General features: G+C 49.2%; 11 protein-coding genes. 7 read left to right on the forward strand and 4 right to left on the reverse strand.

All coding sequences use genetic code 11. The annotated features are described in order from the left end of the window. Nucleotides 1-48: 48 nt before the first annotated feature. Nucleotides 49-825 (forward strand): DUF6270 domain-containing protein, encoded by a 777-nt coding sequence (locus tag MHK00_RS01655; RefSeq protein WP_250410155.1) that lies wholly within the window; start codon nt 49-51, stop codon nt 823-825. Between the two features lie 33 nt (nt 826-858). Here the strand turns inward: MHK00_RS01655 and MHK00_RS01660 are convergent, their stop codons facing one another. Genes MHK00_RS01660 through MHK00_RS01670 form a run of 3 tightly spaced genes read right to left on the reverse strand, consistent with a single transcriptional unit; the run spans nt 859 to nt 5,086 of the window. Continuing rightward, complete coding sequence (locus MHK00_RS01660; protein WP_250410156.1) at nt 859-2,130, reverse strand: hypothetical protein; 1,272 nt, start codon at nt 2,128-2,130, stop codon at nt 859-861. A gap of 36 nt (nt 2,131-2,166) precedes the next feature. Continuing rightward, nucleotides 2,167-4,818: a glycosyltransferase family 2 protein gene (locus MHK00_RS01665; RefSeq protein WP_250410157.1), complete on the reverse strand. Its 2,652-nt coding sequence runs from the start codon at nt 4,816-4,818 to the stop codon at nt 2,167-2,169. After that, entirely contained in the window at nt 4,811-5,086 is a 276-nt protein-coding gene (locus tag MHK00_RS01670; protein WP_005324271.1) for a hypothetical protein, read from the reverse strand. The genes MHK00_RS01665 and MHK00_RS01670 overlap by 8 nt, the downstream gene beginning before the upstream one ends. A 196-nt stretch (nt 5,087-5,282) precedes the next feature. Between MHK00_RS01670 and MHK00_RS01675 the strand changes: the two genes are divergently transcribed. The 6 genes from MHK00_RS01675 to MHK00_RS01700 all read left to right on the forward strand — a co-directional run bounded on the left by MHK00_RS01675 (nt 5,283) and on the right by MHK00_RS01700 (nt 11,978). After that, the gene (locus tag MHK00_RS01675) at nt 5,283-6,470 is read left to right on the forward strand and encodes a glycosyltransferase (RefSeq protein WP_250410158.1); all 1,188 of its coding nucleotides are present in this window, start codon (nt 5,283-5,285) and stop codon (nt 6,468-6,470) included. 155 nt (nt 6,471-6,625) lie between these two features. Then, entirely contained in the window at nt 6,626-7,567 is a 942-nt protein-coding gene (locus tag MHK00_RS01680) for an NAD-dependent epimerase/dehydratase family protein (RefSeq protein ID WP_040425185.1), read from the forward strand. A gap of 83 nt (nt 7,568-7,650) precedes the next feature. Continuing rightward, nucleotides 7,651-8,043 carry a hypothetical protein gene (locus MHK00_RS01685; protein WP_250410159.1) on the forward strand — a complete coding sequence of 131 codons (393 nt, stop codon included), beginning with the start codon at nt 7,651-7,653 and terminating at the stop codon, nt 8,041-8,043. Next, entirely contained in the window at nt 8,043-10,226 is a 2,184-nt protein-coding gene (locus MHK00_RS01690) for a glycosyltransferase family 2 protein (RefSeq protein WP_250410160.1), read from the forward strand. The genes MHK00_RS01685 and MHK00_RS01690 overlap by 1 nt, the downstream gene beginning before the upstream one ends. A 2-nt stretch (nt 10,227-10,228) precedes the next feature. Continuing rightward, the gene (locus MHK00_RS01695; RefSeq protein ID WP_250410161.1) at nt 10,229-10,906 is read left to right on the forward strand and encodes a hypothetical protein; all 678 of its coding nucleotides are present in this window, start codon (nt 10,229-10,231) and stop codon (nt 10,904-10,906) included. Continuing rightward, on the forward strand, nt 10,893-11,978 hold the full coding sequence (locus MHK00_RS01700) for a glycosyltransferase (protein WP_250410162.1): 1,086 nt from the start codon (nt 10,893-10,895) through the stop codon (nt 11,976-11,978). The genes MHK00_RS01695 and MHK00_RS01700 overlap by 14 nt, the downstream gene beginning before the upstream one ends. Nucleotides 11,979-12,096: 118 nt before the next feature. Here MHK00_RS01700 and MHK00_RS01705 read toward each other — a convergent pair whose 3' ends face one another. Further along, nucleotides 12,097-13,218, reverse strand: a complete 1,122-nt coding sequence (locus tag MHK00_RS01705; protein WP_250410163.1) for a hypothetical protein — start codon at nt 13,216-13,218, stop codon at nt 12,097-12,099. Nucleotides 13,219-13,289 lie beyond the last annotated feature (71 nt).

Below are 13,289 nucleotides of genomic sequence, written 5' to 3' on the forward strand. Positions count from 1 at the left end.
ATGCGCCGTAAAGCTATAGGTCTGTGTCAGTGTTATATGCTGGACGGTATGCAAGATTCGGCAGAGGCTTTTGACCTGTCTAAAGAGGCGTGGAGAGTTTTTGTATATGGGGGCTGTGTGAGCCGCGACACCGTGGCGTTCGCCGACCCCCATGCTTATAGTCTTGCGAAATATGTTGCGAGAAACTCTTTGCTCTCTGTGGGGACAGATGCGCGCGTTAACTTACCGGAGTTATCCCTCCCTAGTGCATTTCAGAAGAAGATGGTGGACTTAGATGCATCCGGCGCGCTTCTACAAGAGCTCAGGAAAATGCGCGGTGTGGATGTGATCCTGTGGGACCTAAACATAGAGCGTTCTGGTGTCTGGCAATTTAGTGACGGGACGGTCGTTACTAACAGTGCAGAGCTTAAACGCGTCGAAGGAGTAGCGCCGGTCCTAGAAGACGCGAGATTCATTGCTTTTGGTTCAGAAGAGCATTACGCACGGTGGTGTGCAGCAGCTACGATGTTCGTCGCGATTCTGCAGGAACTGGAACTCAAGGAACGACTCTTGGTGTTAGCCCCAGAGTGGGCCGTAAGAGATACTCACGGTAAAAAGAATAAGAAGGTTGCTGGAAAATCTATTGAGTTCTACAACGATGTCTTTTCAAATTACCTGGCCCACCTTGAAACTCTTGGTATTAGGATTGTGCGCTTAGCTAATACGATCAGTGACCCAGAGCATAAATGGGGTAGCGCCCCGTTTCATTATGAAAAGGGGCTGTACCAAGAGCTCGACAAGGAAATCCGGAATTTTGCCCGAAAGAAGAACCCCTTCGACCGGTAAGTAGGCGATTTTGAAGAGCAGCCAGCGCATGTCCTAAGAGGGTGTCGTCTGAAAATTGAAACCAGCTTCTAGATCAATTTCAATTTCCTGGTCGTCCGATATATCCCACCTTGCCAAGCGTAGGCGAAAACCGGTTACCGACGGTGGAAGGCTCAAGTCTGAAACCGCGGTGGCTTGATTGGGGGCAAGGCTTTCCACGTAGTGGAAAAAGGAGCCTAAGCTCGGTGACCAACCAAGCGAAACATCATTGGGCTCGAGTTTCTCGTGAGTTGAATGGAGGTCAAAGAGAAGTACTAAGTCCTTGTGGTTCAGGGCCTTGGTCGAGCGCAGCTTCACGGTGCAGGTTTTCAGCTGGTTAGTAAAAGAAAAATTTTCATCAAAAAGAACTTCCATTTTTCTTCTTGGTAACCTAGCTCGCGCAAAGGATGGCTTCGTTCTAGAGTTGGAGAGTTCAACTTGGAGTGCGCTTCCTGAGGGGGAGTCTTGCTGGTCCGCGAAGACTAATTCTTTGACAATTCTTTCAAGTGAGCTATTGGTGAGTAGCCTGTCTGAGGGCTGAACAGCGAAGGACACATGTTTCAGATCGACGCTCAACGGGGTAGTCTCCAAAAATGGAGCCAGCATCGCCTTCTTGTACTCAAAATCACTGCGGTTTGTAAACACCCACAAGCGCTGTGAGTAGCTTTCTGGAAGTACCGCTGCGGCACAGTCTAAATCTGACTCTTTAGGGTTGAGTGAATCTACATAGTCGTCCCAGCCTTGGAGTTGGTGACGCGTAAGACTGGGCTCTATAGCTATGATGCGAGAATTGTTGAACGCTCCGTATCTTATCGCGGCGAAACCACTGGAGAGCTCTCCAAAAGTCAGGAGCTCGCTTTCTTCCTCTATACGGCTCAGAATTGAATTGATGCTTGATTCAAGGTTCGGGCAAAATTCCGTGGATTCAAACCAGGTATGGCTGAGACCGGCGTCTGCCAAAAGGGTAGGGTCCGATAAAAGCAAGACGTTGCACTTAAGCCTCGGAAAAGTGGAATCATCTTGCCAGCCAGGTAGCTTGAAATATCCGGCTGGTGCCGGCAAGAACCGAACCAGAGTCTGCGAGGAATCTCTAAAACTCCACCGCATTCGAAGTGGATTTCCATTTTCCATTTCCACTTCGATATCTCCGGTGTCTTTGGCGAAATTCCAATTAGACAAGAAGTCGGAGACGGACGAGAAGTTGTGGCTTGGCTCTGTAGAAAATGTTCGTTGAAAAGTCTGGTTCATCGAGTTGAAAGAGGAAATTAGTAAATCTGGCTGCGCCACACACAATGTACGGGTGGCGCAGCCAGATCGGTCTAGTTACTGCTTCAGCGCGCGGGCCTTATCCATGATTCGTCGGATTTCAGGGTTCGAATCCTCCGATAATCCGTAGATGCCATTAATCTCCTCGATGAGGTCAATGCATTCATCGAGGTCATCGGGATCAACGTTCTCCAGCTTCTTTACATACCAATGCTCAAGGAACTGGGTGAAGCGATCCTCCTGGTATGCACGAAGCAGACCAACCTCCTCTAACCACTTGGCTCTATCCTCTTCTAGAGGGAGGTATTTCCTGTAATACTTCGGCGAAATTGCATTAACCGTAGATGTAGAAATTTCGGCATAGTAGATATGTGCTGCACGACTGGTGATGGAAACCTTCCTTGCGTAGTACAGCATTTGTTGGAAGAAGTAAGAATCTTGCCCAACTGCGCCCACTGGCTGTTCAAGGTTGAGGGACTTCAACCAAGCAGTATCGGCTACAAGGGCCTGGATACTCATCGGCTTGAAGCCGAGCTTCTCAAGGAGATCGGCGTTATTTCCGTCTAGAGCAGCGCTCTTCGCAATTGCCTTTTTGAGTTCTTTGGAATTATTGATGCGGTTACGCTTTCCTTTAAAACGAACCATGTTTCCAATAGCAAAGTCAGCGCCGGTGTCTTTTACTCGGTCCAGCAACCTAATATAGGTGTCATTAACCTGTTCGTTGTCTGGGTCGAGATACGTCACGTAAGGAGTTTGGGTTAGCTCCAGTCCTTTGTTTCGAGGACGCGAGGCACTGCCTGAGCCTCCAGGAGGGAACTTGAATACCTCAACGTTAGGCTTCGTCTTTTCCAAAAGGCTCAAAGTAGCCTGCGTTTTGGGGTCTGTGGAGCCGTCGTCGACAATAATTACCTTCGCTAGCTTGTTAATGCTGCTTCGGAAAATGGATTGGCAACATTTATGGATTAAGTGTTTGCCATTATTGTAGGCGGGAACAATTACTGAAAGCTCGGCCTCCTGGTGAGTCTCCTTTGCTCCATTGTTGCTGGTGAAACTTGACTTGATGGTCATTGACGTTTCAACAGTGGCATCGTCCACCATTTCTCCGGCGTTGATCCAGTAAGCAGTAGCTGGTTTTGAGATGCCATTGTCGTGGGTCGTAGGCTCGTAAGCTTCGGCTTCTGAGTCGAAAGCCGTGATGTAAAGCGCGTCCGGTGCTGAGTAACGATATGCAGCTACGGCATCATTAATGATGTCAGGGCCGAAAGTCACGAGGCGATTGGCGAAGATGACTAGGTCACCGTGCTCGGAACCCTTAGTATTCGAGGCCTCGCTTGGGGGGACGTAAGTGCACTCAAAATCAGATGCTTGCGACTGTTGGAATTGCTCGAATTCGGCTTGGCTGTCTGCAACAACGAGAATCCGGTGGTCGTCCGTGGGGGTGCTGATGCCTACGGAATTTAAGATCTTGTCAACCCTGTCGAAGGCAGTGTCATGAAGGAAAACTTCACGAATTCCCTCGACCTGGCAGTACCTGAGGTAGTCATCGCTCAGGGTTTCGAGGAACTGTTGCGTGTCGAGCTCGGTATCCATTATGGCTACCGAAGGATAACGAGTATTGACGCCCGCGCTGTAGTTTGAAATCAGCAGCGTTCCCATTGCGAGAAGTTCCACGACTCGGTTCGCGAACATCGTCTGGCTACCCATAACAGAATTTAGATTGAATGCCAGAGGCAGAAGCTTCTGCAGACGGAGAAGCTGATCGTGGGGTAGCGGCCGGTGAAGATTAGCTACAAAGCGGTCGGGGAACATGTACTTTTCCAAATTCTTAAAAGACTTTGGATCAAGATCCAGGTTCCTGTCGACAACATACAAAGGAAGTCCTGCGCGAAGTGCTCCGTCAAACATCTTCTCAGTACTTGCGGCACGAGAAGGATACTTGTGGCTCATCCATGATCCGGCGAAAACCATCTCACGTCCCAAATGGCGCATGGAGCCTAGCGGGTTGTGGATTTTGTAATTGACTCCGAACCGCAATGGTTCAACAGGAATATCATCTGGAATATCTTTCCTGTACTTGGGAATAACCTCTTCGGCAGAAGTGAAAACGTGATCTGCAAGACGGGCCATGCTTACAAAGGACTCATAGTTCGGTGGGTCTTCTTTGGAATAGAAGACCACAGGTATTCCTTGATCCTTCGCGAAAGGGATGATTGTCTTTTCTAAGAGCTCTCGCTTTCCGGAGGTCCTGCGCGGTAGATTAACCCACTCTTCATTCAGTCCGCGCCAAGCAGATACGACTAAGAGGACGTCAGTCTGAGGAATGGCTTCGCGAAAGTTCTCGGGTGTGATTGGGATGAAATCAGCAGCCACTTCAAGTGACTCATAGAGAAAGCGATCGGCGATGATTCCGATCTTTACTTCTCGCTTGGTGTTCCATTTTTGTGCGGTGGCTTTTGGCAGCTCTTCTGCTTCCACAAGGAGCTTCTGCATAGCCGCAGCGTTATCTTCTTCGAATTTTGAAAATTCACGAAGGTAGTCGTTGCGCTTAATAATCGGTTTGACCAGCGGGCCTACACCCGTCAGGTAATTGCGAAACATCGGAGTTTGGCTGGACTTGCCAAAGCTCTCGGCACGGACCTGGCCGGCGTCAGCTTTTTTCTTTACCTTTCGTAGGCGCTTGTGCTCAGCTTGAATCTCTTCTTTACGCATTCTTTCCCTTCCCGAGGGGGAGTCCTTCTTTTAACTTCCAGTAGCGGCGTTGAAGCTTTAGTGCCTTTGTGCTCTCGAGCGTCTCAACGCGTTGTTTGAGGAATGAAATCTCTTTCTGCTGTTTCTCAATGGCGTCGAGAAGCTTGCCGCTGCGGTCGGCTTCCGCGGCTAAGTCTTTGTAAGTTGTCGACAGCTCAGTCGAGAGTGAATTGATGACTTCGAGAGCTCGTTTCGCGACATCGTCGTTAGTGAAAGGAGTTTGGTTCATAAACAAGTGCCTTTAGCCGTTGAAACGGTTAACCGAGGTGAAAGTTACAGATTCAACATACCAGAGTGACGGCTACGGAAGACTGAAGTAGACTAAGTCATTATTGCGGAGTCGGGCTCGTTCAGCTTTGCCCCGCCTTGCTGTCAATCAGCCATTTAGTAAATGCTCACGACCTCGTCACCTTGTGGAGGAAAGTTTGTCTGTCCAGGAAACTCCAATCGTTGCCGTAACACGGTGCGGAATCGGTGTCTTTGATAAGAAATGGTGGGCAGCTCGTCTGCAATTATTGAAAGCGATTACGGTACCAAGTTTGTCTCGCTTCAGGGGGCGGAATTTCCATTGGTACATTGTTCTAGATAGTGCAATCCCTACCCAAGTTTATGAGGAATTGCATTCTATCGTTTCCGACGGAGCTCAGGACTTTGTCCGATTTGTCTTCGTGGAAAGTAACTCTCAAACTAGAGATGCGATCATGAACGCTGCGAAAGCCTTGGTGCCGCCGTCAAAAAGGGTCGCAGTACTTCGAATTGACGATGATGACGCAATCGCTGCCGATTTCTTTGACAACGTTTTTAATGAGATTGCAAAGGAACCTGACCAGCCTGCCGTAATTTCTATGGCCAAGGGATTTGCGCTGAATGCTCCGGACCAAGAAGTAGGTAATCTGACCTATGCATCGCATCCGTGCAATACAGTCTTTTATGGGAAACTGACCGAACTTGACAAGGTCATGTTCCAGAATCATGTCAAGTGGCTCTCGGTCGCAAAGCGCCTTGGATATAGGTCAGTCGCATCTGATGTTGGAAGCCCACAGTTTCTGTACACCTACCATAAACAAGCTGACGGTTCGTATGAGAAGCGAGTAGGCGGCATTGATGCCTGGAGAAAGATTTCTGCAGCAGATGTGGAGCGATTCGGCATCGACCTCGAAGCTTTGCGAGAGTGGGTGGAACTTCAAGCTTCCATGCCCGCAACTATCGGCCTGACATGGCGCCGAGCTCAGGGTGAGCTGTGGAAGATGGAACAGCTCAAGACTTCAATGAAGCAGCTGAAGCGGGAAATCGTAAAGACTAATTCCTCCATTTTTGATCCGACTGTTCCGTTTCTTTATGTGTATCAGCCCATGCACAAAGCAAAGGTGAAGGCAGGACGCATCAGATTTACTGGCTTAACGAATAATGGAGCGGCGGTTTCTCTGCACGTCACCGGCAAGACCGGAATTTACCGTGAAATGGCTAGCGTGAAACTTGATGCTGCTTCTGGAGATTTTGCGTTAATTGGAAATTTCAACGTGGGTGAATGGAACATTCGAATCATTTCGGAATTTGAATCCGAAAAGGGTAAGCAGCGTAAACAACTTGATTACAAAATTCATGCGCGTTGATTAGTGCCGCCCAGGTACTGCAATTACCTACCAACCCACCTAATGTGGGCCCTCAACCCAACAGCAGGGGGAGGCAAAATGCTGCAAGGATACCCCGCATACTTGTATCCCTGACGCTTACCGTAAAGTAGCCTGTGAAGGAAAGGAAGTTGTTTATGAAGACCTTGGTGACCGGCGGCGCGGGCTTTATCGGCTCGCATCTCGTGGATTTGCTTGTGGAAAATGGGCATGAGGTCGTCGTGTTAGACAACTTTTCCCATGGCCGCATGGAAAACCTGGTAGACGCGCAGGCGTCGGGAAAGGTTGTAGTCGTTGAGGACGATATTCGGACGGTCGACTTTCCTGCTTTGTTCAAAGAACACAAGCCTGAAGTGATCTTTTCGCTGGCAGCACAAATTGATGTGAGGAAGTCGGTCGCAGAACCACTCACAGACGCGGATTCTAATATTTCCGCCGTAATTAGAATGGCAACGGCCGCGAAGGACTGCGGCGTGCGTCGAATTGTGCATACCTCATCGGGAGGGGCTATCTACGGTGAACCTGATTCCTTCCCCGTTTCTGAAAAGACCCCAGTAGACCCAAAGTCTCCTTATGCGGTCTCCAAAGTAGCCGGTGAACTCTATCTAAAGTCTTTTAGCTATCTCTATGGCCTTGAAACGGCATTCATAGCACCTGCAAATGTGTACGGACCAAGGCAAGATCCACATGGAGAAGCTGGAGTAGTAGCTATTTTTTCCCAAAAGCTCTTGGAAGGCGCAGAAACTTTCGCTTTTGGTAAAGGAGACAATACTAGGGATTACGTCTTTGTAAAGGACGTCGCACGGGCTTTTATCCTTGCAGCCCAACAAGGAGTTGACGGTACGCGGTACAACATTGGCACGGGTCGTGAAACGTCTGACCTAGCCTTGCATCAACTCATTGCTGCCGAAGTAGGCGTGGCGGCTGAACCAACGATGCTTCCAGCTCGCCTAGGTGACCTCCCCAGGTCATCATTAGACTCGAGCTTGGCGGGTGCGGAGTTAGGTTGGAAACCAGACTTTGAGCTTGAGCAGGGGCTGGCTGAAACCGTTTCGTATTTCCGGGCACGGCGCTGCTAGACCCACACTAGTGCCTTTCCTAGCAGCTTTCCCTCCGCTTCCTTAGTCAGCGACTTACTTTCTAAAAGGATATACTTTTCCCTATGCAAAATCGGCCAAATGTCATTTTCCCCAGTGAGTTTAAGGAGTTCTCGCTGGCTCTAGCAACACCTTTTGAGTATCAATACCGAGACTTCGTTGCTACTTTTGCTTTCTTCGATTCTGAAGGCAAGCGGTTGGAACCAGAAGAAGTCAGCGCATCTTGGTCTCCAAAGCTAGGCGGCAGTTTTCGCTACTTGAAGTCTGGCGAACCCGGTAAACAGTCGGAAGTAATAAAGCCAATCATGTTAAATGCTCCAGCACGTTCCGCAGTAGTAGAGATCTCCCCTTGGAAGAAGAAGGATAAGGAGTTGGCCCGGAGAGTTCAGGATTCGCTACTGGTAACTGTGAAAGACGATGAACTTGGTTTGACCTGGACCAAAAGGATTAAGGACTAATGAGCGTATCGGTAGTACTAAATTCTCTGCCCTCCGAAAGGAAATTGTGGCGTCCTTTCATTGAGCACTTGCGTGGGATCCCAGGAATAGCGGAATGTAAGCTTTCGCTTCCTGCAGCCGGCTCGATAGATAATGAAGAGGAATTGGATGAGCTATTCGCACTTCGGGACGAGTTTTTCACGGTTTGGCAACCAGTTGAGGAATATAACGTAGCCCAACGCCTTAACTTGATTGCCGCGGAGGCTGCAGAAGAAACACTTCTATTCTTGGAAAAGCCATTTTGGTTGAGGATACCGACTGGCGCAGAAACTACTTGGTATCAGCTTCGTAGTGAGCGAGGTATCAGACCTATTAGCCGCTATGTAGCGAATCGCAATTCCGAACAAGTTGGCCCCGAACTCGCTTCGGCTCTTCCATTTTCTAGCGAGCGACTAGGCCAGGCGTTCCTCATTCAGAGGAAGCATTTCTTGGAAATGCGTGGCTATGATGAAAATGAGCAGTTCTGTGATGCCTTGGGCTTCGATTTCTTTCTTCGCCAAAAGCGGGGTGGCTTTGACTTTGAAAAGCCGGCTCAAGACATTGCAACGATCGTGCCACGGGATGAGCTTCGAGAAGACTCAGTGTCAGAAGCACAGGCCAAAAGCATAGCGCTGGCAAACCATACTCTTTACCGGAATCTCGAAGAGTGGTCAGTGCCAAGGGAACTTAGAAAGCCACTTATTACAGTGGCTATCGCGACCAAGGACCGACAGGAGATGCTAGTAGAAAGCATCAATTCGGTTCGGTACCAGAGCTTTCAAGAATTTGAAATTGTGGTTGTCGATGATGGCTCTGAAGATCAGGACAATGTGAAGAATTTGGTAGAGGAACTGGGGGACCCTCGAATCAAGTTCGTCGCTCATGCAGGAAGCCTAGGAGTTGCCGCCGCTAGGAATACAGCGGCACAGCACTCCGACTGCTTGTTAACGGCAGTCCATGATGATGACGATCTAATGCTCCCAGATAGGTTGTTAGATGGCATCGCTCCGTTGAGCGACACGGTAGATGCCACGTATGGCAGTTGGATAAATTTTGACGACGCTACTGGTGAACTGCGTGGATTTCTTACCCGCACCGGATTTAACGAGAAGATGATTGCTTTTAATGGCGCCGGTCCGGGGCATAGCACGTGGACGGTTCCAACATGGCTGATCAAGCAATTCGGCTATGATGAGCGGCTGACCTCATCGGTAGACCATGAGCTCGCTTCTCGTTTAATGAACTCTGGCGTGCGCTGGCTTCACGTCCAGAAGTTTATGTATTTGCGTCGTGTGCACGATCTTCAAATTACCGCACAAGATACGGATAACCAGAAGGCCGGTCATACCCTTTCAAAACTGGCCAATCGGTTCCTAACCTCTCGGCGTGGATATGAACAGATGGCGGCTCTGGGTAAAGGTAATAAATATCCCTCGACCCCGGGCACGGGTAACCTGCATGCCAATTTCGGCGGTTACCTTCCTGATCACCTCGTTAAACGGGATCTTGTCTTCACCGGCAATACGGTGACTAAGTCCCGTGCCGCTGATATGCCAGACCGAGTCACTACGATTCTTACTGGACGAGATTTGCAAACCGGAAAGTCTCTTTTCGAAGAGGCAAGGCTTGAAGATGTCTCTCAGGAAGATTTGGTTCAACTGAGGGAAATAGGCGTTAAGAATTTTGTAGTTAAGCCGTCAATGGTTCCGTCTAAAGAAGATGAAGCCGAAAAGTTAATTTCCCCAGAAGATTTCGAGATCATGCAACGGGAAGTAGCGGCTCGGGTTCGCAAGGCCGTGTTGGGGCGCCTTGCCCATATGGCGGAGAAGTCCAAGCAATTGGACAATAAGTTGCACTATGTGGTCGTTTACCTCGATGAAGATGCATGGATTTCTGAGGACGAGCTGCAAGATGAAAATCAGAAGCTGCTGAGGCGGGTTATCGGCACAGGTGAATTCGGCTTTAGCACGACCATGTATTTGGTCGGTTATGGAACATCCTGTGAAGCAGTCCAAGCGCTCGGAGAATTTACGGATCGCTTTAATGAAGCGGAAATTCTTCTGCTTAATGAGGATCCAAAGGAATTCCTCCCGTCTTTCCAAGCAACACGTGAGCTGGAAGCGGTGGCTGCTTCCATTGATGATTCCGGATTGGCAGGTATGTAGCGGTGAAATTCGATTACGAGAATCAACTCAACGGCAAATTCTGCCTTCGTCAAGAAGCTGATGATGCTACAGATGTCTTGAGCTTTCCACGGGAGCTTCGTGCAGATATCACTTTGATGAACGTGCAACCGTTGAATGCATTGCTAGCAGGTAGTCTCCTTTTTGGAGCGCTCGACAATGGACATTTTATTTCGTCGCCCGAGGCTTCCCTAGAGCTAGATCGCACTTTCCGACGCCTCTTTGGCGAGTACTCTCCGCACCTCAACGTGAATCCCCTGAAGCAAGCAGAACCTGAGGATCATACACAGCTGATCCTTGCGGACTACCGTAGTGAGGCAACACCTGCTCAACCAGAAGGCAAAGGCCGAAACGTACTTATTCAAACTCGAGACAGCGCAAAATGGACTGGAAAGCTCTTTTCTCTAGATCGAGTCGAATTTGCAGTCAATCAGTCGGTGTTCGCGGACAGTCGGCACAGTAGTGAACTTAGGTTCAACGTTGCGCTGGGACTGCTACTAGCAGGCGACTGGAGGTCTTCTTCCCTTGTCGTGGAGGACAGCATAGGCGAAGGTGAACAGAGCAAGAAAGAACTAGCTGAGCTTTGCGCTGCAATCGGGATACAGCTCACTGTAGTAAGCAGCGAGATCTTGGAAGGAATGCTAAACGATGTCCAAGCGTAAGATTTTGATGCCGGTTCGAACTGTCGCCGAGTGGGGCGGCGTTCACGAGTGGACCGTTGATGCAGCCTCTGCGTTGGTGAAGCAAGGCCATGAGGTTACTTTTGTCGGCAGCGGCGTTGTGTTCAAAGAGCGCGCGGAAGCAACAGGCGCCTCATTTAAGGTTGTCAACTGGAAAAAGGGTTGGAAGACGGTCGCGCAGCAAGTAGGGGAGGAAGGAAATTTTGATCTGATTTTCTCCCACGCCCCGGCGGCACGACAATTCGGACTCGTAGCTAACGAGATTGCCCAAAAGGAGCACGTCGTCATGATTCATGGTGCCTACCATGATTTTATGTACGAGTGGTCCGACCAAGTAGATGCTTTCGTCGCGGCAAGCCCTTCTCTAGTGCATTTCGTTCAAAGATTTGGGCGCGTGGCACCGTGGAAGGTTTCAAATCTTCCCAATGCAGCTCCAGATGAAGTATTTGAATTACCTCTTCTGAGCCACGATGAAAAGCTCAAGGATGGCGTAGGCCATATCGTGACTGCTTCCCGTCTTTCTAAAGACAAGACACCGCAGATCGATTCGGTAGAGGAAGCAGTCCGTGCTCTAAGCGAGCTGTACCCGGACATTAAATGGCAGATTGATGTTTGTGGTGATGGCCCTCTTCGTGACTATTTCGATCGACGATATCGAATGCTCTCCCGCGAGCTGAAAAATGTCTCACACGTCATGCACGGTTGGGTACTTCCACAGGATGTCCCGCAGATGATGAATAAAGCATTCCTCACCGTCACTGCAGGAATGGCCGGCATGCGAGCGCTTGCCTCTGGCTCCCTTTGCCTTGGTACTGGCGCCCGTGCAACCGTGGGTATCCAGACCGGAAAGAACCTGCGAGCGGGTATTTGGAGCAATTTCGGCGACCACGGTGTCTTTAGATTTACGCCGACCTCAGTTTCGGGGGACCTTAAAGAGTTGGCCTCTTCTTCGGCCTATGACCGAGCGGTTTCCGTAGCCCGAGCTGTCATCAAACAAAGCAATAGCCAAAATATAGTAAACGGAATGATGCTATCGGCCTTGCAGTGCGAGTAAGATGCTAACTTCTTCTGGAGTAAGCTTGTTACATTTTGAATCTGTCATTTCGAGGTTGCTATGACCTGTAAACAAATATTAAGCGGTAGCAACCTCGAAAAGATAGTTTGAATTTGCTCTAACCGAGTGATTCGGGATTTTGATTCAAAACACGGGCAAGTGCAGTATCAACGCAATTCGACCCTTTACCGGTACTCAACGACTCTGCTGTGTAGGCAAAGGTTCCATTTCGCCAGTTGCGGTGTAGACCAATGAAATGACGAGCAAAAGTAGGCTCAGGCGTCTCTGGAACAGTTCCGTCAACACGATGTACTAGGAGTTGCTGAGAATCTCCTAGCTTTGAAGGAACATAGGTATATTTATTCGAGCCAGTAGAGCCCGGCTGGAAATAGTTGAAGTCGGAGAATAGTCGGACGTCCCGTACTTCGGCATTGGGGATTAACCGCGGAACTACGGAACGCATCGGATAAGCGAAAACCCCTGATTCGGTTTTTAAAGCAACTTCGCCAACTGGGGCTCCACTTTCAGTAAGTGGAAGTTCATCGACATCTGAAACGGTGACAGTTCGCGCCTTTTCTAGAAACCTACGTCGAGTCCATTCCCAAACTTGATGTTGACCGAAGTCCGAGTCCCACTTTTGGTTGGGACCTCCAGTTGGTCCGTACAAGTGGGGCCAGTCAATTAAATATGAAACGTCGAGTCCTTCAATGCCAGAAAGTGTATCAAGAAGTTCTTCCTTAGAGTATTGAGACGATTTGTTGTCCACAAAAATTACAGCGTCGATCTTATTGGCAGAAACATGAAGCTCAATCCATTTTCGGATCACTTCAAGGTCATTGTCCCGGCTTAACGTGACTAGCACGTTTTTATCCCGAAATACATCAAAATGGGAAGAACCTACCGTGCACGACAAATTGAAATGTGGGCAACGAATGGTGAAGTGCTCAGGTACGACGGGAAATGAGAGTTTAGCTAAGTCTATTTCCAATCTGCTGCAGCGGTTTTGTTCATGGAATTCTATAGCTTCCTTGGGAACCTGCGCCGAGTTAAGGAAAAAAGAAGCACTCTTCAGTGTAGGGAGCAAATTCAAAAACGGGGGGCCTATTGCAATCAGTTTTGAATCGGTTTTGAATGCATCTGAGAATATAGTGTTGAAGTCGAATTTGCTGTAATAATCAGGTTGTTGGTCTTCTAGCTTTCTCGGTGGATGACGGCGGATGTCAGAATTGTGGGGAAGCACGATTGGGTTCGTCGTGAAGAGCTGTGGGGACAACAGTGACCTTTCTGTGTTCGTTCGGGGACTCTCGAAAA

Source organism: Corynebacterium tuberculostearicum, assembly GCF_022347385.1.
Classification (GTDB): domain Bacteria; phylum Actinomycetota; class Actinomycetes; order Mycobacteriales; family Mycobacteriaceae; genus Corynebacterium; species Corynebacterium tuberculostearicum_M.

Excerpts from the sequence above, each read along its gene's own strand:
- MHK00_RS01680 (WP_040425185.1), top strand. The coding sequence starts at position 6,626 with ATGAAGACCTTGGTGACCGGCGGCGCGGGCTTTATCGGCTCGCATCTC.
- MHK00_RS01670 (WP_005324271.1), bottom strand. The coding sequence starts at position 5,086 with ATGAACCAAACTCCTTTCACTAACGACGATGTCGCGAAACGAGCTCTC.
- MHK00_RS01690 (WP_250410160.1), top strand. The coding sequence starts at position 8,043 with ATGAGCGTATCGGTAGTACTAAATTCTCTGCCCTCCGAAAGGAAATTG.
- MHK00_RS01665 (WP_250410157.1), bottom strand. The coding sequence starts at position 4,818 with ATGCGTAAAGAAGAGATTCAAGCTGAGCACAAGCGCCTACGAAAGGTA.
- MHK00_RS01655 (WP_250410155.1), top strand. The coding sequence starts at position 49 with ATGCAAGATTCGGCAGAGGCTTTTGACCTGTCTAAAGAGGCGTGGAGA.
- MHK00_RS01685 (WP_250410159.1), top strand. The coding sequence starts at position 7,651 with ATGCAAAATCGGCCAAATGTCATTTTCCCCAGTGAGTTTAAGGAGTTC.
- MHK00_RS01700 (WP_250410162.1), top strand. The coding sequence starts at position 10,893 with ATGTCCAAGCGTAAGATTTTGATGCCGGTTCGAACTGTCGCCGAGTGG.